Below are 26,039 nucleotides of genomic sequence, written 5' to 3' on the forward strand. Positions count from 1 at the left end.
ACGCACCTTTAAGTTTTAAAACTTAAAATGAGAAAATGCCTTGTTAGCTTCGGCCATACGGTGCGTATCTTCTTTTTTCTTAAAGGCGGCACCTTCTTCTTTATAGCCGGCTAATATTTCTGCGGCTAACTTTTGGCACATGGATTTCTCGTGGCGTAAACGGGCATATTTTATCAGGTTTTTCATACCTATAGACATTTTTCTTCCGGGCCTTATTTCTGAGGGTATCTGGAAGGTGGCACCACCGATTCTGCGGCTGCGTACCTCAACGGAAGGGGTTACGTTAGCCAGTGCCTTTTTAAATACTTCAAGTCCGTCTTCGCCGCTTTTTTCCGACACGATATCTATCGCATCGTAAAAAACATCAAAGGCAATATTCTTCTTGCCCCGAAGCATAATGTTGTTGACGAACTTTGTTACCAGTGTATCATTGAACCTTGGGTCAGGGAGAATTATCCGTTTCTTTGGAGTTGATTTTCTCATTTTATATTAAACAATTTCATTAATTTCTTATTAACTCGCTTTTTTTGCTTTGGGACGTTTGGTGCCATACTTGGAACGGCGCTGATTTCTGCCATCCACACCCGAGGTGTCCAATGCTCCGCGGATGATATGATAACGAACACCGGGAAGGTCTTTTACCCTGCCGCCCCTGATAAGAACGATGGAGTGTTCCTGAAGGTTGTGGCCTTCGCCCGGAATGTATGCATTTACTTCTTTGTTGCTTTTTGTCAGTTTAACCCTTGCCACTTTACGCATCGCCGAATTTGGCTTTTTAGGTGTTGTAGTGTAAACTCTGGTGCATACACCACGCTTCTGCGGGCAGGAATCCAAAGCTCTGGATTTGCTTTTATACGTTAATTTCTTGCGTCCTTTGCGAACTAACTGCTGTATTGTAGGCATATCAACCGTTTTAAAATATAATACTTTCCCCTCTTTTTTTGGGACTGCAAAGGTAAAACTTTATTTTTTATTAACAATGAATTTGTGAAAAAATATTTTTTACTACAAAAAAGGTGGCATATTGTATTCTTTTTAAGGAAGTTTTTATAAAACATCTTTTGGATTAAAATATGTTCAAGTTTAGTTTCGGATATTAAGAAATATATTAGTGTTTTTCATAAGATTTTTTAATTTTGTTAAAACTTATGTGTCATGATAAATTCTGCCGTTTTCCCCGGCTCCTTCGACCCCATCACCAAAGGACACGAATCCGTGGTGCTTCGCAGCTTGAATCTGTTTGATTCGGTGACAGTGGCCATTGGGTTCAATGCAGAAAAAAAGTACCTGTTTCCCGTTGAGTTGCGCATGCAATGGCTCAAGGATGTGTTTGCACCTTATCCGCAGGTCAATGTTACTTTTTATGAAGGGCTTACAACAGATTTTTGCAAAAAACACAACCTTAAATATATTATTCGCGGCTTACGAACATCTGCTGATTTTGAATTTGAACGTAGTATAGGGCAGATGAATAAAAAAATTTATCCTGAGATAGAAACTGTTTTTATGCTTGCCCTGCCCGAATACAATGCCCTGAGTTCATCAGTATTGCGCGATATATACAGAAACGGTGGGGATATTAAACAGTTTATCCCTGAAAAAATACAATTACCAGATATAAAATAATTAGCCAACTCTTCCCGTTACATTAATATTATTATGTGCTTGCTTCGATATTTATTTTTTCTTATTTTGCTGATAGCAGCCAGCAATGCCGGTGCACAAAATGTAACTATTTCCGGAGTTGCAAAGGGTGCTGAGGGGAAAACTATACTCTTGAAACAATACTCCGATTTTTTCTCGATGAATGAGGTCCCTGTAGCAAAAAATGTTATTGATTCGTTGGGCTGTTTTACTATAAAAGGCAACATCAACGGGACATCTATGGCAGTGATACACATTGAGTATTACTCCGGCGAGATATACCTTGAACCCAACAAAACTTATAATGTTGAAATAAAAAATCTTGTTTTTAATGAAAAATTTGACAAGGTGAACTATACCTTGAGCCCTTTTACATGCTTCGTCAGGGTGCTTACTGAAGATAAAAATGAGCTGAACTCCCTGGTGCAAAAACTGAACATCATGTATAACAGTTTCTTACGTGAAAATGTTTACCTTCTAAATAAAAAACAAATCCTATCGAAGGTGGATACTTTTTTAATAGCAGTCAATGATACTTTTGCCGGAGTTCAGCACCCGTTTTTTTCAGATTACCTGAAATACCGTCTGGCTTCGCTTAAGCATTTTACATCGTATTCCAGTCCTGACAAACTTTTTCTGGATTATCTTTATCAAAAAGCACCCCTTTATGATAATGTTGAATATTTATCTTTTTTTAGCGGATTTTTTGAAGCTTACTTTAATGACATAAGCCGCCCGGTGCTGATGAGCGATTTATATATCCCTGTAAATTCCAACAAAAGTTATTTTGAATTGATGGATGTTCTTGGAAAAGACAGTTTGCTGAAAAATGAAAAATTCAGGGAATTGGTTGCTGTATATCTTCTCAATGTGTGTTATGCCAACAAGGACTTCAGCAAAAATAATGTTGTGGCAATACTGGAAAATATTGCAATGAAAAGTAAATTTGAACAGCACAAGCACATTGCAGGCAGTATTTTACAGAATCTGACAAGGCTGAACAAGGGCATGCCTGCACCGGATTTTGAACTTAAAAGTACAAGTGGCTCTTATGTGAAGCTTAGTGATTTTATTGGGCATTATGTATATCTTAATTTTTTTACCTCCTGGTGCCTGGATTGTAAAGCAGAAATGGAGCTGATGAAAAAGCTTCGTGAAAATTATGGAAATGAGGTCGTTTTCATCAGTGTTTCTGCAGACCGTGAGTTTATGAAAGCCTACCATTTTGCACACGATAATAAATACAACTGGTTGTTTTTGCACCTTAACAGCGATTATGATTTGCTGGAATCATATTCTGTTTACGCATATCCCGCTTTTGCCTTAATTGATAAGAATGGAAAAATAATAAAGTGTCCTGCACCAAAGCCCAGCGATAACATAGAATTTGTGTTAAATAATCTGATAAAATCAGGGAATTAGGTATAAAAAAAGACCTGTGATTAACAAGTCTCTTTTCATTCGTTTGAAAGCCGGATTATTTATCTTTTACTTCTTCAAAATCAACATCCGTAACATTGTCATTTCCGCTGCTGTTGTTCCCCGGGTCTTGAGTTTGTTGCTGGCCGGCATCCTGTGCAGCCCCTTGTCCCTGCTGCGAAGCATTGTACATATCCTGGCTGGCAGCCTGCCATACCGTATTTATTTTTGCCAGAGCGGCATCAATGAGTTCGATATTTTTGCTCTGGTAAGCATCCTTTAATTCTTTCAATGCGCTTTCGATAGGTTCTTTTTTAGCTGCAGGGATTTTATCTCCGTATTCTTTCAGTTGTTTCTCGGTGGTGAAAATCATCGAATCGGCAGCATTTAACTTGTCGGCATGTTCTTTGGTTTTTTTGTCTGACTCAGCATTAGCAGCGGCTTCGTCTTTCATCCGTTTTATTTCTGCATCATTTAAGCCCGAAGAGGCCTCAATTCTGATTTGCTGTGATTTGCCTGTAGCTTTGTCCTTGGCAGAAACGTTAAGTATGCCATTGGCATCAATGTCAAAGGTAACTTCTATCTGAGGAATTCCGCGAGGGGCAGGGGGTATTCCATCAAGATGAAAACGCCCAATACTCTTGTTGCCCGAGGCCATGGGCCTTTCGCCCTGAAGTATATGTATTTCCACGGATGTTTGGCTGTCAGATGCTGTAGAAAAAGTTTCTGATTTCTTTATTGGAATGGTTGTATTCGACTCAATAAGTTTGGTCATCACGCCGCCAAGTGTCTCAATGCCAAGCGATAGTGGTGTAACATCCAGCAGCAACACATCTTTTACTTCTCCCGTCAGGACACCTCCCTGTATGGCTGCTCCAACGGCAACCACTTCATCAGGGTTTACACCTTTTGAAGGAACCTTACCGAAAAACTCTTCAACCATTTTCTGAATCTTTGGGATACGTGTTGAGCCGCCAACAAGTATAACCTCATCAATATCTGAAGCTTTCATGTTTGCATCAGCTAATGCTTTGCGGCAGGGTTCAATAGTTGCACGGAACTGTTCGTCGCAAAGTTGTTCAAATTTGGCACGTGTAAGTTTTCTTACCAAATGCTTGGGAACTCCGTCAACGGAAGTGATATACGGCAGGTTGATGTCGGTTTCTGTGGAACTTGAAAGTTCTATTTTTGCTTTTTCTGCAGCTTCTTTCAGGCGCTGCAGAGCCATCGGGTCTTTACGGAGGTCAATATTTTCTTCGCTTTTAAATTCCTGGGCCAGCCATTCTATTACGTTGTGGTCGAAGTCGTCGCCGCCGAGATGGGTATCTCCATTTGTGGATTTAACTTCGAAAACACCATCGCCCAGTTCCAGTATGGAAATATCAAATGTACCTCCGCCAAGGTCGTACACGGCAACTTTCAGGTCATGGCTTTTTTTGTCAAGACCGTAAGCCAGTGCAGCAGCAGTAGGTTCATTTATAATCCTTTTTACATTAAGTCCGGCTATTTCTCCCGCTTCCTTGGTTGCCTGGCGTTGCGAATCGCTGAAGTATGCAGGAACCGTTATCACAGCATCGTGTACCTCATGTCCGAGATAATCTTCAGCAGTTTTTTTCATTTTCTGCAACACCATCGCAGATATTTCCTGTGGCGTGTATAACCTGTCGGTGATCTTTACACGTGGTGTGTTGTTTTCGCCCCGTTCTACCTTGAAGGAAACACGGCCTATTTCTTTCGTCATACGGTCGAAAGTTTCGCCCATAAAACGTTTAATTGAATACACCGTATTTTTTGGATTAGTTATCGCCTGGCGTTTTGCAGGGTCTCCAACTTTACGTTCACCGTTGCTGGTGAATGCCACAATGGACGGGGTTGTACGTTTGCCTTCGCTGTTGGGAATTACAACAGGTTCATTCCCTTCCATTACTGAAACGCAAGAGTTGGTGGTACCTAAATCAATTCCAATAATTTTTGCCATGATATTTTATTCCTTTCTTTTGTTATTTTCTGATTTTTTTATTGACAGAAGTCAATTGTCAAGGTTTATGCCAACAGAATGAAAGTTTAATATCGGGCAATAATGGCATAAAATAACCTGATAAACATTAAAATCATGTCAGAAATAAATGACAAAAAGGCAGAATTTATTTTGTCTGGCTTATCAGCAGCATGAGTTTTTCTGCTTTTTGTTTTATTTCAGCGTTGGAACAGGTGTAGTTATTGAAAATTATTGCAAAAGCAAGTTCTTTTCCGGAAGCATTATTAACATAACCCGCATAAGACTTTATTTTATCCATATTCCCTGTTTTCGCCCGCAGATTATTTTCCGCTGTTGTGCTTTTCAGCATGGCAGCCATACCTCCGGATTTCCCGGCAACAGGCAGTGATGCATAAAAAGCGTTAAAACTATTTTCATTCTTAACGGCTCGGAGAATATTACATAATTGTCTGGTACTTATTTTATTTTTTCGCGACAGGCCGCAGGCATCTTCCATATTAAAACCTTTGAGGTCAATCTTTTTTGAATTTAAAAAATCTTTTATGGCTTCGATGCCAGCATCGCTGCTGCCCGTTCCTTTTTTCAGTTTCCCTGCCATTTTTAACATGGCCTCCGAAAACAGATTTATACTTTTAATATTAGTAGGAATGACTATTTCACTCAGTTCAGGCGAAAAATGTTCCGAAAGTGTTTTGCGTTGAGAACTGTCATGTTTTTCTGACCAGTTTAACTTACGCAGTGTATTGTATCCGTTGCATCTCACACCCTTATCAGAAAGGTATTCATAAAACAATTCGGCAAAAAACTCTGGCGGGTCAGGTATGGAGCCATCCACATCAAAATGTTTTTTTCCAAGGGGCACCGTGCCTTCCAGTAGACGCTCGTTGGTGTATGGTCCGCCGAAAATTACCACATTATCACCGCTGTTTGCTGCCCCTGTCGTAACATGATTGATAAAACTGATATTTTTCATTTCAGGGTTACATTCGGTAAGGGTGGCCTTTTCACCCACGGCATTTCCTGCATTAAAATACAGGCGGTAGCTGTTTTCAAAAATATTTAGCCCGTAAGCCCCTGATGCATAATAATTTCCTATATCCTCCCACAACCAGCTGTATGAGGCGGGGTTGTCTTCGAAAACGGACGCGTCGGCAATGATGTTTCCTTTTACCTGTTTGATGTTATTTGTTTGCATTGCCTTGTAAAACTTTGCAAACACACTGTCGGCAGATACATTATTATTAAAACGCTGAGAGCCTATAGTAGGGTCGCCACCGCCGGTGATGTATAGGTTGCCGTGCAAAGTTCCTGCAGTATCTATATCTCCCGAATATTCCAGCCTGGTTTTAAAGCGGTATGAGCCACCTAATATGGAAAGGGTTGCCGAAGTTGAAACAATTTTCATCACAGAAGCGGGCTCAAGCACAATATTATAATTAAAACCAGCTATCAGGGTGTTGGCGGAAATTTCTGTTACACATATACTCCAGCTTGAATTTTTTAGGCAGGCATCTTTTTTTAATAGCTCAATTTCACTGTCAAGTGCCTTAATTTCAGCAGCAACTTCATTTAGCTGTGAAAACAGAGCCTTTGAAAATAAAATAGCTATTATAAAAAAACAGATACTGGCAATCCATTTGTTTTTTCGTAAAATGTACAGCATATTTACAAAAATAGTTAATTTGTCTTACTCACAACGAATGCTGTCCTTTTATTATCAAGGTCATTTTGTCAGTGCATTTTCAATGGCACATTGTTTGAACAACCGCAGGAAATCAAAAAAAACATAGTGTTATGCAAAAAGGAAAGATAAATGTTCAGACCGAAAACATTTTCCCCATTATTAAAAAGTTCCTGTATTCCGACCACGACATTTTTCTTAGGGAGCTGATTTCTAATGCCGTTGATGCTACTCAAAAGCTTAAAGTTCTTTCATCGCTTGGAAAATACAAAGATGAATTAGGTGACCTTACCATACAGGTAAAAGTTGATGAAAAGAAAAAAACACTGAGTGTGATTGACCGCGGAATAGGGATGACAGCAGAAGAGCTTGATAAATATATAAACCAGATAGCGTTTTCGAGTGCCGAGGAATTTGTGAAAACCTATATGGGTAAAAGCGAAACCGACCAGAAAGCTCTGATAGGCCATTTTGGGCTGGGTTTTTATTCTGCTTTTATGGTTTCAAAGAAAGTGGAAATTCGCACAAAAACATATCAGGATGAAGGCGACACTAAAGCCATGAAATGGGTGTGCGATGGCAGCCCGGAATACACAATGACGGAAATAAAGAATCAGCCGCGCGGAACAGAGATTATTCTATATCTTTCCGAAGACTCGGAAGAATACGCACAGGAATCGCGTGTGCTTGAGATTTTAAAGAAATACTGTAAATTTCTTCCGGTTTCCATACAGTTTGGCATGCAAAAAACATGGGAAAAAGTTGAGGGAGAAAAGGATAAAGATGGCAACGATAAATCCGTGGAAGTCGAAAACCCGCGCATTATAAATAATGTAAGCCCTGCCTGGACCAAAAAACCTGCTGACCTGAAAGAAGAGGATTACAACAGCTTTTACCATGAACTCTACCCGATGAATTTTGAAGAGCCGATGTTTTATATTCATCTTAATGTGGATTATCCCTTTAAACTTACAGGAATTCTTTACTTTCCCAAGGTAAAACGCAACTTTGAAGTTCAGAGGGACAAGATACAGCTTTATTGTAATCAGGTTTTTGTTACCGATTCCGTCGAAGGCATAGTGCCAGATTTTCTAACACTGCTGCATGGCGTTCTTGACTCGCCCGATATTCCGTTGAATGTTTCCCGGTCCTATCTGCAAAGCGACCCCAATGTCAAGAAGATTTCATCACACATCATGAAAAAGGTGGCCGATAAACTGGAAGAGTTGTTTAAAAATAAGCGCGAAGATTTTGAAAAGAAATGGGATGACCTGAAAATATTTATTATTTACGGCATGGTAACGGATGAGAAGTTTTATGAACGCGCCGAAAAATTCTTCCTTTTTAAAAATACAAAAGATAAGTATTTTACGATAGAAGAGTATAAAAAACATATCGAACCTTTGCAGACTGATAAAGACAAAAAGCTTGTATATCTTTATGCTTCTGATAAAGAAGAACAGCATGGTTTTATCAGTGCGGCATACGAACGCGGTTATGATGTACTTGTGATGGACAGTCCGCTTGACATGCATTTTGTTAATATGATTGAACATAAGATGGACAATTCTTCTTTTGCCCGGGTTGACTCGGACACATTAGATAAATTAGTGAAAAAAGAAGAGGCCGCTATTTCGAAAATTAACGAAGATGAAAAAAACAAACTGAAAGAAATTATAGAACGTAATATTCCAAAAGAAAAATTTCAGGTTGTTTTTGAGTCCCTGCAATCCGATGATATGCCTTTTACTATTGTTCAGCCTGAATTTTTAAGACGCATGAAAGATATGGCAGCCATTGGAAGCAGTATGCCATTTATGAGCAACTATCCCGAAATGTACAATCTGGTTGTAAATACCAATAATGATTTTATGCTGAAAATTCTCAATGAAGCGGAAGAAAGCAAACAGAACGATTTAATAAAACAGTTTTTTGACCTGGCAAAACTGGCGCAGAACCTGCTGAAAGGCGAAGATCTGACGGGTTTTATAAAAAGGAGCATATCGCTGATAGTTTGACGAATTACTATTTTGTATTTTTGGATGAAAATCACAAGTAGTTATTTTGCCGCAAGCCATTTGAACTGATATTTGAATATTGAGCATCGTGTCTGTATATTTTTTTAAGTTTGTAAATAGTTTGACATCAAGCTGAAATGCAAGCCCTTAAAAATGCAAAGCCCGATTTTTAAAACCGCTTATAGTTTTAAAAAAATAAAGTTATACATTATAACTACAGTTGTTGCATTAAGTATGTTTTCATTTATACTTAAAGTTGATGCCCAAGCGGTTACAGACTCATCTTACCACTACACTCATCAGGTTTCTCAAGGTTTTGGTGCACGCATTTTAAAATGTGCAGCAAAATTGTTTTTGCCAAAAAACAGCATCCCTCGGAAACTTGCCAGAGAGGACTATGTGTCTGATGCAGCGCCCATCCCCAAAAAAATAGTGAAAGAATTTCAGATTGACACAATAAAAGTTCAAGGACGCAATGTTTATACTTTTGCACACAAAGATAAAAAAGCGGGTAAATACGTTTTGTTTCTTCATGGAGGTGCGTATATTAATAATATTTTTAGCCAGCACTGGAATTTTGTTGCAAAGATTGTGCGTGAAACTCATTGTACTTTTATAGTACCCGATTATCCTCTGGCGCCTGCTTCCAATTACTCTGAGGCCTTTGCCATGCTCTCTGCCGTTTACAAAAGCTTGTTGTCCAGGGCAGGCGCTGAAAACATCATCTTTATGGGCGATTCAGCAGGTGGAGGACTTGCCCTTGCTTTTGCCCAACAACAAAAACTTGAAGGAAACAAACTGCCGGAACAGCTCATTCTTTTATCGCCATGGCTGGACGTAACAATGACAAACCCTGAAATTAAAGACATACAGAAGAAAGATGTTACCTTGCGAGCCGACAATTTAATATTGGCCGGCAAGACCTGGGCCGGCACATCCGACCCTGCTGATTATTTGATTAGCCCCGTTTACGGTTCATTGCAAGGCCTTCCCCGTATCAGCATATTTATTGGTACATACGATATATTAATTGCCGATTGCCGCAAGCTGAAATCCATGGCAGTGCAGCAGGGTGTTCCGATGAATTATTTTGAATATCCGAAAATGTTTCACGACTGGGTGATGCTTGTTTCTTTAAAGGAATCAAAACAAGCCATGTCTCAGATATGTTCATTGATTACGGGTAGTTGAAATTAATTAACCTGTTTTCTGTATCATAACAATTATTTTGTAAAGTTTCAAATGTCTAATAAACAGCTTGCTATTGAAAACTTCTAAAATTTCAATCCTCTATTTCAAATAAAGCAATTATTTTTGCTTCATCAAACCATTTCTCATGAAATTTACCGCACAACAATTAGCTCAGGTTCTTAAAGGAACCGTGGAAGGCAATCCCGAAGCAACAGTTTGGAAACTTGCCAAGATAGAAGAAAGCGAAGAGGGCTCGCTGATATTTTTGTCAAACCCCGCTTTCACGCACTATGTTTACAACTCAAAGGCTAGCATTGTTATTGTCACAAAAGATTTTGTCCCTGAGCAAACTGTCAGCGCCACCATGATACGCGTGGACAGCCCTTATGATGCTTTCTCAACCTTGCTTGAAATGTATAACCAGATAAAAGAAAACAAAAATGGGATTTCTGCAAAGGCAAGTATTTCTCCCAGCGCAAAAATTGGCAAGAACTGTTACATTGGCGATATGGCTTTTATAGGAGAAAATGTAGAGATTGGTGATAACGTGAAAATTTATCCCCTCTGCTATATAGGCGATAATGTGAAGATTAAAGACAACACCACCCTGTATGCCACGGTTTGCATTTATTCCGATAATGTGATAGGCAGCAATTGCAAACTGCAGTCGGGTGTAGTAATAGGTGCTGAAGGTTACGGTTATATACAGCAGGACGACCAGTCGTACAAGAAGATTCCGCAAACAGGAAATGTGGTGATAGAAGACAATGTGGATATAGGTCCTAACACCTGTATAGACCGTGCCATGCTTGGGTCAACCATCATTCGCAAAGGGTGTAAAATCAACAATTTAGTGATGATTGCTCATAATGTGGACATCGGAGAAAATACCATACTTGTCGCTCAGGTGGGTATTGCAGGTTCTGTAAAAATCGGAAAAAATTGCATGATTGGCGGACAAGCTGGCATGGTGCAGCACGTTAACATTGCTGATGGTGTGAAGATACAGGCACAATCAGGAATCAACAGCAGCATTAATACAGAAAATGCTGTCGTTCAAGGCTCTCCGGCTTTCGATATCAACGAGTACCGCCGTGCTTATGTTCATTTCCGCAACCTTTCGAAGCACATCAAACGCTTAGACGAGATGGAAAAGGAAATAAAAGAGCTGAAAGAAAAACTTTCAGCTCAGCAGTAATGTAAGTAATATTTTACTCTTCAATTACAAGGTTCCATCCGAACTTGTCGGGTTCTTCGCCGTATTGTATGGCGCGTAACCGGTTATATAGTTTTGTGGAAACCGGGCCGGCATTGCCGTCTTTACAATATTCGTAAACCTTTCCCGTATCGCGGTCCTGTATCTTTTTCAGAGGCGAAATTACTGCCGCGGTGCCGCAGGCGCCCACTTCGTCGAAATCGCTGAGTTCTTCGACAGCAACAGGCCGTTGTTCGACCACCAAGCCCATATCTTCAGCAAGAGTACGTAAACTCATATTTGTAATGGAAGGTAATATAGATGCCGATTTCGGAGTGATATATTTATTGCCTTTTATAGCAAAGAAATTTGCCGGGCCGGCTTCATCAATGTATTTCTTTTCTTTGGCATCGAGAAATAATGCTGTGGAATAACCTTCGTCGTGGGCTCGCTGACCGGCTATAAGGCTTGCTGCATAATTTCCACCCACTTTTATAGTTCCGGTTCCCAGAGGGGCTGCACGGTCATAATCCCTGATAATTTGCGCAGTAACGGGTTTAAATCCTTCTTTAAAATAAGGCCCGACAGGCGTAACGAATATCATAAACAAGTATTCATCGGAAGGCTGAACGCCCACTTTTGCTCCGCTACCAATCAGCAGGGGGCGTATATATAACGAAGAACCTGTTCCGTATGGGGGAATATAAGCAGTATTAAGTTTAATAACTTTTTCCAGAGCTTCTTTAAAAAGTTCAAGTGGTACGGCTTGCATCATTATTCCGGCAGCAGAACGCTGTAACCTTTTTGCATTTTCCTCCCAGCGAAAAACACGAATTTTCCCATCTTTACAACAGAAGGCTTTCATGCCTTCAAATGCTTCCTGCCCATAATGCAGGCAAGTGGCTGCCATATGAATATTAATTGATTCGGAGGAAGAAACTTCCACTTTTCCCCATTTTCCATTACGCCAGTAACAGCGTACATTATAATCGGTTTTTTGATAACCGAATGACAAATTTTTCCAGTCAATATTTATCATAACTTTAGATTTTTAATAAACGTGTGCTAATTTATGCATATTCTCAATGCAAAAAACGAAAATTGCGATAAAAATTTTTGTAATACACAAATTTACATAGAAAGTTCACAATTTGATTTTATAGTTTCTTTTACTTAGCTTGTCGTTAAAAATTATCTGTTTGGCGATAGGAAATTGGAGGGCAAATCAACTGGGAAAACAGTGATGGCCAAATGAAATAAACAACAATGCTGAGACTGCTGCTTTGAATAAATAACCAAATGATAATGTGTTTAGTTCAGCAGTATTTTGATATCTTCATCCGGTGTTGTAATTCCTGAAATGTTAAAGTTCTCAACCAAAACTTTTGCAACATTCGGTGACAGAAAAGCGGGAAGAGTGGGCCCCAGATGAATATTTTTGACACCGAGGTAAAGAAGTGATAATAAAACAATTACTGCCTTTTGCTCGTACCATGCTATGTTATAAACTATGGGTAAATCGTTGATATTGTTAAGATTAAACACTTCTTTTAGTTTTAGTGCAATCACTGCTAACGAATAAGAATCATTACATTGCCCGGCATCCAATACCCTTGGAATACCATTGATTTCACCAAGCGGAAGTTTGTTGTATCGATATTTGGCACAACCCGCAGTAAGGATAATAGTATCATTGGGGAGTTTTTGAGCAAACTGAGTATAATAATCCCTGTCTTTCATTCTTCCGTCGCAGCCGGCCATAACGATGAATTTACGTATGGATCCGCTTTTCACGGCTTCCACCACTTTATCGGCAAGAGCAATTACCTGAGCATGGGCAAACCCGCCAATAATCTCACCATTTTCAATGGCGGTAGGTGGATTGCATTTTTTTGCATGCTCAATGATTTCAGAAAAATCTTTTTTTCCTCCGTTTTCACGGTCGGGAATGTGTTTACATCCGGTAAAGCCAGCTGCTCCTGTAGTATAAACACGGTCTTTGTAAGTGGCATTTGCCGATGGCGGAACAATACAGTTTGTGGTGAAAAGTATGGGGCCGTTAAAAGGCTCAAATTCTTCGCGCTGTTTCCACCATGCGTTGCCGTAATTGCCTGCAAACGATTTATACTTTTTAAAGAAAGGAAAATAATGAGCGGGAAGCATTTCGCTATGGGTATATACATCGACACCACTACCTTCTGTCTGGTCAAGCAAGTCTTCCAAATCGCGTAAGTCGTGGCCGCTGATAAGAATGCCCGGATTATTTTTTACGCCGATATTCACTTTGGTGATTTCCGGATTACCATAACGTCCGGTATTGGCTTTGTCCAGTAGTGACATTACTTCAACACCGTATTTACCGGTTTCCATTACCAACGAAATGAGGTAATCAGCAGTGAGGTCGTTGCGTGTGCTTTCAGCCAGAGCTTTCTGAACAAATGCATGAATTTCTTCATTCTCATGGCCAAGGTTTGAAGCATGTTCAGCGTAGGCTGCCATGCCTTTTACACCAAAAAGCATAAGGTGTACAAGGGAACGAATATCTTCATTTTCATATGATAAAATTCCAACAGATTTTGACTTTTCTTCCATTTCAGCTTCTGAAGTTCCTGACCATACCGCACTATCGTGTGTGATATGACTTATGTCAAGGTTTTTGGAAATGCAGTGATTTTTTACTAAATCTCTCCATTCCAGAGCCTTACGTACTCTTTTGTAGAAAACCTCTTTGTCGAAATTGGCATTTGTGATGGTTGTAAACAGGCTTTCTATTATAAACCTGTTGATTTTTGAATCATCAAAATCTGTTTTACGGGCTTCGTTGCTGTATAACGAAATACCCTTTAAAATGTGAATCAGCAAATCCTGCAGATTCGAAACATCTTCTTTTTTACCACATACGCCGCTGATGGTACATCCTATACCTTTTGCGGTTTCCTGGCACTGATAACAAAACATACTCATAGTTTTTTCCTCCTTTTTTTTTGTAAATATAATATTTTGTATTTAAATCCATTCTTCTTTCAGCACATCCCCTTTTATACTAATGTAAATTGCTTTAAGAGGTACTTTGCGCGATGCCTGCTGCAGGGCAGATTTTGTTATCTGTAGCATTCCCCCGCAACAAGGCACTTCCATCATGACAACAGTGATAGTGTTGACTTTTGCTTCATCAATCATTATTTTGATTTTTTCAATGTATGATTCCAGATTGGAGTCAAGTTTTGGGCAAGCAATGATAAGAGATTTTCCTTTCAGGAGATCATTGTGAAAATTTCCGTAAGCATACGCTACACAGTCAGCGGCAATCAACACATCGGCATTTCTGAAGTAGGGCGCCGTAGGATTCAGCAGATGAAGTTGAACAGGCCATTGTTTCAGTTGGGAGTTTACAGTTACTTTACTATTGTTGTTTACTGGTTTTTCTGCTCTGAAATCCACCATTTTTGAACCCGGACAGCTACCGCCATGATGATGGTGATGTTGTTGAGTGTGTGTTTCCATTTTAAATTCATCTATTAGTTCTGGAAATAAATTTTTTTCTTTTAAAAACAGCACGGCCTGTTTAACATATTCTTTTTCGTTATGGTCGCGCAAATGCCTGAGGTGAGCTAATATGGTAGACTTCCCCGATTTGACGATGCGTTCCATAACCTGAACTTCGCTGTAAGGTTCGGCTTCGCGTTCCTCCAGTGTGATGGCTCCTTCTGGGCATTCACCTATACAAGCGCCCAGACCGTCACAAAACAATTCACTTACCAGACGGGCTTTGTTGTCAATTATCTGTAAGGCTCCTTCGTGGCAGCCACTTACGCATAATCCACAGCCAGTACATTTGTCTTCGTCAATTTTAATGATGGTTCTTTTCATTACTTTTTATTTAAACAGGTATTTAATTACGCAAATATAATAATTATTTTTTAATAAAACGTAAATGAACATTATAAATTGTAAAGTACAGAAAATGTGCTAGATATGTTATTAATTTATAATCCCAAAGGGGTAAAGTATATGGAAAATTTTGAAAATATTAGAGTAAAATATCTTCAAAATTGAAAATTTCAATAAATTTATATCATATCACTGACTTTCCGGTTTTTGAAATAGTTGCGCAGTTCATCAGCAACCTTGTGAACCACACCTCCCATGATGCAGTCATTGAAAGGGCATATCTGGTGTCCATAGGGGCAGTCCGTCATAGTGAGTTCTCCTTCCAGAGCTTCATAAACATTTAGCAGGGTGATCTCTTCGGGCGGTTTGTTGAGCACAAAACCACCAGAAGGGCCGCGGGTGGATTTCACAAAGTTGTATTTCACCAGACGCTGCATCACTTTGGCAATATGATTTTTTGAGGCTCCGGTAAGTTCGGATAATTTTTTCACGTTCATGTTGACGTTTTTGGAACGGGCGATAAGCACAATGACGTGTATGCCTATGGATGCCGCTTCGGAGATATTAACTATCTGTGACATGGGTGGAGTTTTATAAGTTATTTTTCGTTAACATACTTGTTTTCAAAATGTTTCAAGGCTTTTCGTATGAGCAGGTAGCATATAAAGATAAGTGCCGGCCAGCTTAAATACCATAATACGGATGCGAGGATGGAGTCGTACATATCGGATGTTTTTGTTATACCATAATGTCGCCCCTACGGGGCTTTTTTATTTTTTTATTGTTAATATTTATGTTCAGAGTTTTCAATATCTTCTTTGTCAATTTTTTTTCTGTCGATGGCTCTCCAGGCAAAAAAGATATAAAGTATAACAAAAGGCACAACCAACGAAACATAGCTCATCGCTGTCAGCGTATATTCGCTTGAAGAGCTGTTCTGTATGGTGAGAGAGCTTTGCAGGTCGGCAAAGGATGGATAAAAGGATGTATTGTTCAGTCCGACTGCGAGCATCAGCGCAAATACTGCCAGCACTGTTCCGCTTCCGGAGAACCAAATCCCTTTTCTGCTTTTACCAAAAATTGTAATGCTAATACCCAACAATACAAGGATAACACCGAGCAGGAAAATGATTAATACCAAAGGCATTTCAAGGAAATTATTCAAATATTTGTATTTTTCTATGGATACGATTCCGCTTTCAGGGTCATATGCAAAGCCTTCCTTAATAAGGAGCATCACTAAAAATGCCAGGAAAAATATCAGGAAAACAATGGCATTGTATAAAACCTGTCCGCGTGACTTGCGGTAAATATTATCGTCGTGGATGTTGTTAATAAAATATAAAGCTCCCAGCACCCTTGCCAGCGAGAAAACGGACAACCCCAGCGCTACATTCTGAATGTTAAAAATTGCTTCAATGCCGCGTGTGTTGTTAAGCCATACCACCTGGTTCATATCGTTAAGCCGGAATTCTGAGCCGGTGAAGAATGTGCCAACAGCAATGCCTATTAAAAAAACACCCAGACTGCCGTTTATGTATAAAAAGGTTTCGTAAGTTTTTGCACCAAGAAAATTTCCTTTTTTTCTTCTGAACTCATAAGACACGGCCTGAATGATAAAACAGAACAATATAGCAATCCATAGCCAGTATGCGCCACCGAAACTGCTGGCATAAAATTTCGGGAATGCTGCAAACATAGCTCCGCCGAAAGTTACAAGCGTGGTGAACGTGAATTCCCATTTTCTGCCGGTGGAATTTACCAGCATCGTTTTCTCTTCTTCATTGGTTGCAATACTTCCGAACAGGGTTTGCCCTCCCTGCACAAACATCAAAAACACCAACAGAGAGGCTAACAGTGAAACTATGACCCACCAGTATTGCTGTAAAAAAAGATATGAGCAGCTTTCAAACATTGTCACCTCCTTTCGGCCCGGCTTTAATCTGGGATATCATGATTTTTATTTCGGCTATCAGCAGTACTGTAAACAAAACGGCAAACAAGATGAATGTTGTAATTACAGAAGATGTATTGATGTGAGTGGTGGCAACGGATGTGGGCAACAAGTCTTGAATAGCCCATGGTTGCCGGCCAACTTCTGCCACTATCCAACCTGCCTGAGAAGCGAGAAAACCCAGCGGCAGAAAAAGCACCGCGGATTTTAAAAGTAGTTTTTTTGTATGGATCTTATTCCTTAGTGTAAAATAAATCATGGCCATAAACAATAAAATGAAGAGCATCCCCAGCACGACCATGATGTGAAAACTATAGAAAATCAGAGGAACATTCGGGATAATATCATCCGGGTTGTTAAGGTAACCGTAACCCATATATTGAAAATTATGCCTAAAGATTTTTAATACCGAATCAGCCCTGGCATTATCATTATTTTTTTTGAATGCTTTGAAAGCCGCCAGTGCATTGATGGCTAATTTCCCCTGTTGTATTTTTTTCTGAGCTGGTATTATATTCTCAGAAGGATTGCCATCGGTGAGGTCTTTTATGCCGGGCACATAAGCGTTGGATTTGCGGTAGCCAAGCAGTGAAAGCATCTTTGGCGCTTCGATTTTAAAATAATAGTTGTCTTCGCTGTATTTGTTTGCGCCGGGTTTCATCAATCCTACCAATATCAGCCCGGCTCCGCTTTTCCCCTGATACAAGCCTTCCATTGCTGCCAGCTTTGCAGGTTGTTTTTGTGCCACCATATAAGCAGAGCCGTCGCCGGTAAACGCCAGAAACAAGGCAGATAAAAGGCCGAAGACAGAACTTATGAGGATGCTTTTCTTGGCCAGCAGCAGTTCGCGTTTTTTAAGAAGGTACCAGGAACTGATGCTGATAACAAAAATGGAAGCAACGACATAGGCGGAAGTTATCGTGTGTAAAAATTTGTTCACGGCAACCGGCGAAAGCAGCACTTCCCAGAAATTTTTCATCTCGCTGCGGGCTGTTTCGGGGTTGAACTCCATGCCTACGGGGTATTGCATCCAGGCGTTGGCCACCAGTATCCATAAAGCCGACAAACTTGCCCCGAAAGCTACCAGCCAGGTGGAGGCAAGGTGAAATTTTTTCCCGACTTTATTCCACCCAAAGAACATCACAGCTATAAAAGTTGATTCAAGGAAAAAGGCTAATATTCCTTCTATTGCTAAGGGCGCCCCGAAAATATCGCCCACAAACCAGGAATAATTCGACCAGTTGGTGCCAAATTCAAACTCCAGGATGATGCCGGTGGCCACTCCTATAGCAAAGTTTATCCCGAAGAGTTTCATCCAGAATTTTGTGGTCCTTTTCCATTCTTCTTTTCCGGTTTTTACATAAATGGTTTCCATGAAGGCCACTATAAAAGAAAGGCCGAGAGTTATCGGGACAAAAAACCAATGGTAAATAGCCGTTAGCGCAAATTGTGCCCTTGACCAGTCCACCAATGAAACATCAATTTCAGCTATCATAAACTTTGCTTTATTTATGTGATTTTGTCAGTTGCTCTATTACGTAATCGCCACGCTGTTCGTCATTTTCAAAATTGCTTTTCAGGAAATCGGGAAAGAAAAAAAGTTTCAGCACCACAAACATGATGAATAGTTTTATCAGGATGATACTCCACAGTTTTTTGCCGATGGTCATACTCCGAAAGCCATCGTAATAAAAGTAAAATATTCTGCTGAAAATATTTTTTCTTTTCAAGTGCTGTTTATTTACAGTTGGCGGAGTAATATTTTTTTGCTGTTTTGTCGCCCAGCAAAGCAGCTTTTTCAATGCAGCCACAGCCCTCACTTTTCCTGCCGGCGCTTATCTTTGCTATGCCCAGATTGATGTATGCATCAGCGCTTTCAGGCTCCAGAGCTATTACTTTTGAATAGTCCTCAATGGCTTTGTCAAACTCATTCATTTCATAAAAAGCATAGGCGCGGTTAAAATATGCATCTGAATAAGTGGAATCAAGTTCTATGGCTTTGGAATAATCTTCTATGGCGAGTGTGGTTTTTGCCACGATGTCGTAGTCGTAAGCCCTGTTGTAATAAGCTTTTGCGTGAGAGGGTTCCAGCTTGATAATTTGCGAATAAATTTTTATAGCGGCATCATATTCTTCCATCTCATCATAAAGGTTTGCAAGGGCTAAATTTCCGCTTACACTTCCGGGATGGTATGTAAGAAATGAAAAAAGGTCTTTTATTGCCAGCGAATCCTGGCTGATGTTACGGTAAAGCATCGCCCTCTGATAGTATGCGTTGGAAAAATCGGGTTTGAGTTCAAGCGCTTTGTTAAAATCGGCAAGTGCATTTTTTGGTTTGTTAGTTTCAGCATAAAGCATTCCTCGGTTCAGGTATGCGTTAGCATCGGATACGTTGAGCGAGATAACGGTAGAATAATCGGCCAGGGCGGCCTTGAAGTTTCTGGTCTTTTCGTAGGCAATGGCACGGTTGAAATAGGCATCGGCATAATCGGGTTTCATAAGAATTACCTGGGAGTAATCGCTCACGGCTCCTGCAAAATCATTGTTTTGGTATTTCGCAAAACCCGAACGGAAAAGTTCCTCGGCGGTCTGTGAATGCAATGAAAAAGTTTCTAATAAAATAAAAACAATTAATGAAATGCTGAACTTTGAATTCATAAAGATATTGATTTTCAGCAAAAATAATAAATTCATACTTTTGAGCAAATAAATACTTAATTATTTTATGGCTCAATGTGCAATAAACAATCAAGAAATAATCCTTAATTATACTCCGCTAACGGTTTGATATCAATAGAAAAGAAATACAAAAAACATATTTTCTCCCGTTTAAAGAAAGTAGAAGGAGGTTTTACGTAGGCTGCCGCTGTTGTAATATGTGGCGGGAGCAAGTATGAGCAAGGCTTTGTTTATATCCAATATGTTTTATTCCTGAATTTCTTCATTTTGATTAGGGTTTTCCTCGTCCCTTTTTCCCTTTAACAGTTCCAGTATCCTTGTTTCGTCTTCTTCATCTGCCTCCAGCACTCCCCAGCCGTATTGGTTTTGGAAAATACCGTCGTAAACTGAGTCGTGAAAACTTCTGATAATGAATTTAATTCCGACGCCGTCCAAAATATCCTTAATTCTCAATGCTTCTAATTCGTTGCTGAGTTTTAATATCTCTTTTTTCATATTAAAATTATTATTGGATAAATGGATGAGAGCTTATATTTTTTTTCTCATCGCCCTCTTTGGTAAAAATCTAAATAATTTGACTTCAGAATTCCGGCTTCTGACCTTTTCCTTATTTTGTTTCCGGTAGCCAGTATCCTTTAAAGGTATTCTGATCAACAAAGAATTTACGTGCTGTTTCTCCGAGCAGGGCCGGTGTCAGTTCTTTTAATCGCTTTTCCACCGTGAGAATTCTTTCTGGGTCGGTGCCATAAATGTAAGCAGCCTGCAGGTTGTTAAGCCAGTAGTCATTCTTTTTAATGTTCACCCTGTATTTTTCCAGGGCCGGCTCGCGAACGCGTTCCCAGTCCTTATCGGTGATGTTGCCTGGGGTTTTTGTTTCTTCCACCAGCCGCATAAAGGTCTCGTCAACTTTGTTGATGTTGTCGGGGCTGCATGGGAAATACGACTGTAACAGGTATTCTTCTTTAGGGAATTTATTGATGGAGCCATAACAGCCGCCGCCGTATATAGCACCCATTTTTTCACGGATGGTGTCAACGATCCTGATGTTGATAAGGCTGTATAACTGGTTCAGTTTGAAGTTATCATCGGCATTGTATGTCATGGGTTTTGAAAAGTAGTGCAGCAACATTGCTTTCTGTTCGTTTCCCTTGTGCAAAGTAAAACTGTTGTTCCCCGGCTTGAAATTTATTCCAAGGTCTTTGCATTGTGCTTTGGAAGTTCCGGCCGGAATTCCGCCGATATACTTTTCAATCAGGGGCTTGATCTTATCTTCGCTGAATGTTCCTACAAAGGTGAAATACATTCCGGAAGGATTACCTATTCTTTCTTTATAGAAAGCTATGGCATTGTCTATATTGATCTTGTCGTAATCGGATGGGTTGTAAATCTGGTGTGCCCTGGGATTCCCCTGGTATATAGTATTATAAAGTGTGTCGACAAAGAGGTTTTCGGGGTTTTGTTTCAGCAGCTCGAGCTGTTGTTTTGATCGGGTGATAAAAGATTTGAAGGCATCGGGGTCTTTGCGCGGTTCGGTACTTTTCAGGTAGATAAGCTGGAACATGCTTTCCATGTCCTTTACGCTGCTATTGCCCGAAATGTATTCGGTATAGTCATCCACTACCGGAGTAACTCTCACTACTTTTCCCGAAAGGAATTTATCAAGGTCGGTAGCCGAAAATTCGCCGTAGCCCATTTCTTCTGTTACGTTGTTGCAGTACTGTCCGCTCTGGTAATCTTTTCCGGTGTATGCGCTGTAACCTCCCACCTTAGAGCCTTTGAACAGTATCTCGTCATTTTTGAAATCAGTAGGCTTTAAGCAAACGATGGCGCCGTTACTGAGTGTATAGGTGGTGGTACCAAGTTTGTCGTTCTTAACTGTGTTCACGATCTTTCCGGGTTGCGGATCTTTCTTCAGCAGGCTTGAAGCGATCTGTTTTTCCTGGTAAGCGGTGATGTTGCTTTTCAGGGCTTCGTCTATCCAGCTTTTCAACTGCACATTTGTGGGCAGTTTATCGGATGTTTTTGTAGTAATAAAACTGAAATAATTATTGTCAATGTCTATCTTACCGCGAAACTCTTCAAGATCGCTGAGTTTAATCTTATCAATATGGGTCTTTACGAAGTTATATTCCCATTCTATTCCGGGTATGGGTTCCTGTTCCAGGTAATTGTTTACATATTCCCCCACCAGGCGGTTCGATTCGGTTTTGTCACGCTCGTTGTACAACTTTTCGTACCGTGCCAGTGTGGCTGCTTTTGCTCTTGCCAGTTCCTGTTCGGTGAAGCCGAATTTCTTGGCACGCAGGCATTCTATCACCAGCGCCTGAATGGCTTTCTGAATGCCGTCGGCACTGCACATAGCTCCGCCGTTAAAGTTCTCATAGCCCCTGGCCCAGCCTCCAAGGTAAGTATAGGCATATATGAACGGCGGGTTTGGTGAGCTGACCAGTTCGTCAAGCCTCGAAGAGATCATATTTGATGCCAGCTGATTGATAACATCTTTCAGGTAATCTGCCCCGGTCACCGAAGGTTTCTTTTCGTGCGAGCTTCCCATGATATTTACAAAGGTCATGTCGGCTTCGGGGTCGCTGACCACTACGGCACGGCTTTCGGTAAAAGGCCTTAATTCAAACAGTTCCTGTCTTTTTGGCTCGGGTACAGGATTTGTCAGACTGCTGAACTTTTCTTTAATGATCTGTTCTACCTTTTCTACCGGCATGTCGCCAACTACGATAACCGCCTGAAGATTAGGACGATACCAGCTATTATAAAAACGGCGCAGCACACTGTAATCGAATTTTTCGATGATGGAATCTTTGCCTATGGGCAGGCGGTTGCCATATTTTGAGCCGTTGAGCATCAGCGGCAGCCATATTTTCATCATCCTGTCATCGGCGCCTTTGCCAAGGCGGCTTTCCGAAAGTATCACGCCGCGTTCCTTGTCAATTTCCTCGTTTGTGAGCAGTGAACCCTGGGCCCAGTCGGCAATAACGGTAAAAGACTTATCAACTTTTTCGGGGTCTTCACTCGGGAAGGGAAGCATATAAACGGTCTGGTCAAAACCGGTATAAGCGTTGAGGTCATTTCCAAAAGCGACTCCGATGCTTTGTAAATAATGCACCAGTTCGTTACCGGGAAAATGCTTCAATCCGTTAAAATTCATGTGTTCCATGAAGTGCGCCAGGCCCTGCTGGTCATCATCCTCAAGGATGGAACCCGCATTGACGGCAAGGCGCAGCTCCACTTTTTTCTCCGGTTTTGCATTGTAACGGATATAATATTTCAACCCGTTGGTCAATGTCCCAATCTTAATCTTGTCGTACACCGGGATTTTTGCGTTTAGGTCCTGTGCGTAAGAACTGATCCCTGTCAGAAACAGCGCACATAATAAGAAAAGCAGTAATTTTTTCATTGTTTGATTATGTTTTTGGTTTAATACATTTTTCAGATCATGCAAAGATAATTAAGATAACTTTCAGACAGAGGTATTTATTGTTTGTTACAAATTTTTCGGATAACACAAATAATGTTTCCTGATAGTTTTCGACAACAACTCTATATTAAGCTGTTCTGAACTTTTTGAGATGTCAAGCACTTTATTGTCTTTGAAAAGTATATTAATATTGTCAAAATATGGGTTATAAGCATTATTGACAATTTCGTCAGTAAAAACAAAATAAGCGGCTTCCTCATCGCTGACACCATACTTTTTTATGGTTTTGTTTTTAATTTCCGAAATATAACATTCGTCAAAAGGAGTATCGCCTATTTCAATTTGTAACAAACTGCGGTTCACCAATTTACGACTTAATAATGATAGTACTTTGTCATCTGCTTTTGTCCACATTTTTATTAGAAAAAATACATCATGGTCATCAAGTTCTGCAAACTTGTCAAGCAAGTCAGGGTTTGATTCGAAATCATTCAGGCAATAGGTATTTTTTAAAAAAATTTCCATTGCCGGGGTTGTAAAAATTTTTTCATTCCGTTCACAAAGATATTTGGCGCGTTTCAGAATATTTATCAGAAGCTGTTCTGCCGAAATTACTGTTTTATGCAGGTAAACCTGCCAATACATAAGGCGACGGGCCACAATAAATTTTTCAATGGAATAGATGCCTTTGACATCTACCACCAGTTCATCGTTAAAAACATTGAGCATTTTTATGATACGGTCGGTGCCAATCACACCTTCGGATACTCCGGTAAAAAAGCTGTCGCGCATCAGGTAGTCGAGACGGTCCATATCCATCTGGCCGGCAACAAGTTGATGAAGAAAATTTTTAGGATATGTGTTGGAGAAAATCTGTATCGCCATATCAAGCTGCCCGTGAAAAATTTTATTCAGGCGGCTAAAAAAAATGAGAGAAAGCATTTCGTGGCTGACATTTTCAACCAGCGTATGTTCCAGGGCATGCGAAAAAGGCCCGTGGCCGATGTCGTGCAGTAATATGGCAAGGTACAGTCCCTGAATTTCCTCGTTTGTTAAATCTATTTCCTTGACTTTCAGCATTTCCACAGCCTGTGTCATTAGATGCATGGAGCCAAGCGCATGCTGAAACCGTGTATGGTTGGCACCCGGATATACAAGATAGGTGAGCCCGAGCTGTTTTATATAACGCAGCCTCTGAAAATAGTGGTGTTCCATAATGTCAAAGAGCAACTCGTTGGGAACAGTAATAAAACCGTGTACCGGGTCGTTAATAATTTTTCTTTTGTTATGAGTCACGGGAAAAAGCTTCTTATTTGTGTATCTTTGTTCTTTGAATCCGTGTCAATATTACGAAATTTTTTATTAAACGAATTAAATTATGAGCAACAAATTCAAAATACTTTGGGTGGATGATGAGATAGACCTGCTGAAGCCTCACATACTGTTTCTTAAAGAAAAAGGGTATGATGTTTTCACATCTAATAATGGCGACGAGGCCCTTGACCAAATTGATGAAATGCCTTTTGATATTATTTTTCTTGATGAAAACATGCCGGGTATTACAGGGCTGGAAACCCTGACACAGATACGTAAAAATTATCCCAATTTACCTGTGGTGATGATAACACGCAACGAACATGAACATACCATGGAAGACGCCATAGGCTCCAACATTTCCGATTATCTTATCAAGCCTGTGAACCCTCACCAGATACTGCTTTGCCTGAAAAAAAACCTTGACAACAAACGTATTGTCAGTGAGAAAACCACTCAGGCTTATCAGCAGCAATTCCGCAACATCGGCATGGAAATTTCGAACCGCCTGACGCATGATGAATGGATAGAGGTTTATAAAAAAATGACTTTTTGGGAACTGGAGCTCGAAAAATCAAACGATGAGTCAATGAACGAAGTGTTGCGCCTTCAGAAGGCGGAAGCCAATACTATGTTTTCAAAGTTTTATGAAAATAATTATATCAAATGGCTTTCCGGAAAAGACAATAACACACCTGTTCTTTCTCATACTCTTGTAAAAGAAAAATTATTTCCGCATTTAAACGAGCCTAAACCCTTGTTTTTAATTGTTATTGACAACCTCAGATACGACCAATGGAAAGTGCTTCAACCTGTGATTGAAGAGTTTTACAGAGTTCAGAACGATGAACTGTATTACAGCATTCTGCCTTCAGCAACTCAATATGCCCGTAATGCCCTTTTTGCAGGGCTTTTGCCAACCGAGATTGAACGTAAATATCCCAAATACTGGATATACGAAGAAGATGAAGGAACCAAAAACCAGTTTGAAAATGAATTGTTCGGGGAGTTACTGAAACGTTATGGAAAAGATATTAAATACAATTATTCTAAAATATTAAACATCAATGCCGGGAAGAAATATGTGGAAAACCTACCCAATCTTATGTCGAATAAACTAAATATTCTGGTTTATAATTTTGTGGATATGCTTTCTCATGCACGTACCGACATGGAGGTGATACGGGAGTTGGCTGATGATGAACCCGCTTATCGTTCTATAACCTTGTCGTGGTTCAGACATTCGCCTCTGTTTGATGTTATCAGGTATATTTCGGAACAGGGAGCCAACATTATTATTACTACTGACCACGGAAGTGTTAAAGTGGTAAACCCTGTCAGGATTATAGGCGACAAAAATACTAATACCAACCTGCGCTACAAATACGGCAGGACGCTGGGGTATGAAAAAAAAGATGTTTTTGAAGTCAGAAACCCACAGGATATTTTTCTGCCACGGATTAATGTCAGCACTTCTTATGTTTTTTGTAAGGAGAATGACTTTTTTGCATATCCCAATAACTTTCATTATTATGTAAGCTATTATAAAAACACTTTCCAACATGGCGGCATTTCGATGGAAGAGATTTTAATTCCTATAATTTATTTAAGTCCCAAATAA

The 26,039-nt window shown here is 40.0% G+C and carries 21 protein-coding genes; 6 read left to right on the forward strand and 15 right to left on the reverse strand.

Annotated features, from left to right (window positions below; genetic code table 11):
• Positions 1–15 precede the first annotated feature (15 nt).
• Positions 16–483 carry a 30S ribosomal protein S7 gene (gene rpsG / locus M0R16_02555; GenBank protein ID MCK9611763.1) on the reverse strand — a complete coding sequence of 156 codons (468 nt, stop codon included), beginning with the start codon at positions 481–483 and terminating at the stop codon, positions 16–18.
• A gap of 30 nt (positions 484–513) precedes the next feature.
• Entirely contained in the window at positions 514–903 is a 390-nt protein-coding gene (gene rpsL / locus M0R16_02560) for a 30S ribosomal protein S12 (GenBank protein ID MCK9611764.1), read from the reverse strand.
• Positions 904–1,155: 252 nt separating this feature from the next.
• On the opposite strand from rpsL, the gene coaD reads away from it, so the two are divergent.
• Both coaD and M0R16_02570 read left to right on the forward strand, forming a co-directional pair.
• Positions 1,156–1,626, forward strand: coding sequence for a pantetheine-phosphate adenylyltransferase (gene coaD / locus M0R16_02565; protein ID MCK9611765.1), 471 nt, complete (start codon positions 1,156–1,158; stop codon positions 1,624–1,626).
• A 39-nt stretch (positions 1,627–1,665) separates the two neighbouring features.
• A complete protein-coding gene (locus M0R16_02570; GenBank protein ID MCK9611766.1) occupies positions 1,666–3,066 on the forward strand; it encodes a TlpA family protein disulfide reductase in 1,401 nt (466 codons plus the stop codon).
• Between the two features lie 55 nt (positions 3,067–3,121).
• On the opposite strand, the gene dnaK is transcribed toward M0R16_02570, so the two are convergent.
• Positions 3,122–5,041: a molecular chaperone DnaK gene (gene dnaK, locus M0R16_02575; GenBank protein MCK9611767.1), complete on the reverse strand. Its 1,920-nt coding sequence runs from the start codon at positions 5,039–5,041 to the stop codon at positions 3,122–3,124.
• 166 nt (positions 5,042–5,207) lie between these two features.
• Positions 5,208–6,725, reverse strand: a complete 1,518-nt coding sequence (dacB, locus tag M0R16_02580) for a D-alanyl-D-alanine carboxypeptidase/D-alanyl-D-alanine-endopeptidase (GenBank protein ID MCK9611768.1) — start codon at positions 6,723–6,725, stop codon at positions 5,208–5,210.
• A 131-nt stretch (positions 6,726–6,856) separates the two neighbouring features.
• Between dacB and htpG the strand changes: the two genes are divergently transcribed.
• The 3 genes from htpG to lpxD all read left to right on the forward strand — a co-directional run bounded on the left by htpG (position 6,857) and on the right by lpxD (position 11,150).
• Positions 6,857–8,761 carry a molecular chaperone HtpG gene (gene htpG / locus M0R16_02585; GenBank protein MCK9611769.1) on the forward strand — a complete coding sequence of 635 codons (1,905 nt, stop codon included), beginning with the start codon at positions 6,857–6,859 and terminating at the stop codon, positions 8,759–8,761.
• Between the two features lie 234 nt (positions 8,762–8,995).
• Positions 8,996–9,952 carry an alpha/beta hydrolase gene (locus M0R16_02590; GenBank protein ID MCK9611770.1) on the forward strand — a complete coding sequence of 319 codons (957 nt, stop codon included), beginning with the start codon at positions 8,996–8,998 and terminating at the stop codon, positions 9,950–9,952.
• 145 nt (positions 9,953–10,097) lie between these two features.
• Positions 10,098–11,150: a UDP-3-O-(3-hydroxymyristoyl)glucosamine N-acyltransferase gene (lpxD, locus tag M0R16_02595; GenBank protein MCK9611771.1), complete on the forward strand. Its 1,053-nt coding sequence runs from the start codon at positions 10,098–10,100 to the stop codon at positions 11,148–11,150.
• Positions 11,151–11,163: 13 nt separating this feature from the next.
• Here the strand turns inward: lpxD and M0R16_02600 are convergent, their stop codons facing one another.
• From M0R16_02600 to M0R16_02650, 11 genes are all read right to left on the reverse strand, one after another.
• Complete coding sequence (locus tag M0R16_02600) at positions 11,164–12,186, reverse strand: branched-chain amino acid aminotransferase (protein MCK9611772.1); 1,023 nt, start codon at positions 12,184–12,186, stop codon at positions 11,164–11,166.
• Between the two features lie 272 nt (positions 12,187–12,458).
• On the reverse strand, positions 12,459–14,105 hold the full coding sequence (gene hcp, locus M0R16_02605) for a hydroxylamine reductase (GenBank protein ID MCK9611773.1): 1,647 nt from the start codon (positions 14,103–14,105) through the stop codon (positions 12,459–12,461).
• 48 nt (positions 14,106–14,153) lie between these two features.
• Complete coding sequence (locus M0R16_02610; GenBank protein ID MCK9611774.1) at positions 14,154–15,017, reverse strand: 4Fe-4S binding protein; 864 nt, start codon at positions 15,015–15,017, stop codon at positions 14,154–14,156.
• Between the two features lie 200 nt (positions 15,018–15,217).
• Positions 15,218–15,619, reverse strand: a complete 402-nt coding sequence (locus M0R16_02615; GenBank protein ID MCK9611775.1) for an Rrf2 family transcriptional regulator — start codon at positions 15,617–15,619, stop codon at positions 15,218–15,220.
• A 203-nt stretch (positions 15,620–15,822) separates the two neighbouring features.
• A complete protein-coding gene (cydB, locus tag M0R16_02620) occupies positions 15,823–16,953 on the reverse strand; it encodes a cytochrome d ubiquinol oxidase subunit II (protein ID MCK9611776.1) in 1,131 nt (376 codons plus the stop codon).
• Positions 16,946–18,487, reverse strand: a complete 1,542-nt coding sequence (locus M0R16_02625; protein MCK9611777.1) for a cytochrome ubiquinol oxidase subunit I — start codon at positions 18,485–18,487, stop codon at positions 16,946–16,948. The genes cydB and M0R16_02625 overlap by 8 nt, the downstream gene beginning before the upstream one ends.
• A 10-nt stretch (positions 18,488–18,497) precedes the next feature.
• Positions 18,498–18,662 carry a DUF4492 domain-containing protein gene (locus M0R16_02630; protein MCK9611778.1) on the reverse strand — a complete coding sequence of 55 codons (165 nt, stop codon included), beginning with the start codon at positions 18,660–18,662 and terminating at the stop codon, positions 18,498–18,500.
• 67 nt (positions 18,663–18,729) lie between these two features.
• Positions 18,730–19,650 (reverse strand): tetratricopeptide repeat protein, encoded by a 921-nt coding sequence (locus M0R16_02635; protein MCK9611779.1) that lies wholly within the window; start codon positions 19,648–19,650, stop codon positions 18,730–18,732.
• A 267-nt stretch (positions 19,651–19,917) separates the two neighbouring features.
• Complete coding sequence (locus M0R16_02640) at positions 19,918–20,166, reverse strand: hypothetical protein (GenBank protein ID MCK9611780.1); 249 nt, start codon at positions 20,164–20,166, stop codon at positions 19,918–19,920.
• A 112-nt stretch (positions 20,167–20,278) separates the two neighbouring features.
• A complete protein-coding gene (locus M0R16_02645; protein ID MCK9611781.1) occupies positions 20,279–23,083 on the reverse strand; it encodes an insulinase family protein in 2,805 nt (934 codons plus the stop codon).
• Between the two features lie 87 nt (positions 23,084–23,170).
• Positions 23,171–24,400 carry an HD domain-containing protein gene (locus tag M0R16_02650; GenBank protein ID MCK9611782.1) on the reverse strand — a complete coding sequence of 410 codons (1,230 nt, stop codon included), beginning with the start codon at positions 24,398–24,400 and terminating at the stop codon, positions 23,171–23,173.
• A gap of 82 nt (positions 24,401–24,482) precedes the next feature.
• Between M0R16_02650 and M0R16_02655 the strand changes: the two genes are divergently transcribed.
• Complete coding sequence (locus M0R16_02655) at positions 24,483–26,039, forward strand: PglZ domain-containing protein (GenBank protein MCK9611783.1); 1,557 nt, start codon at positions 24,483–24,485, stop codon at positions 26,037–26,039.

This window comes from Bacteroidales bacterium, from assembly GCA_023228145.1.
Classification (GTDB): Bacteria; Bacteroidota; Bacteroidia; order Bacteroidales; family CAIWKO01; genus CAIWKO01.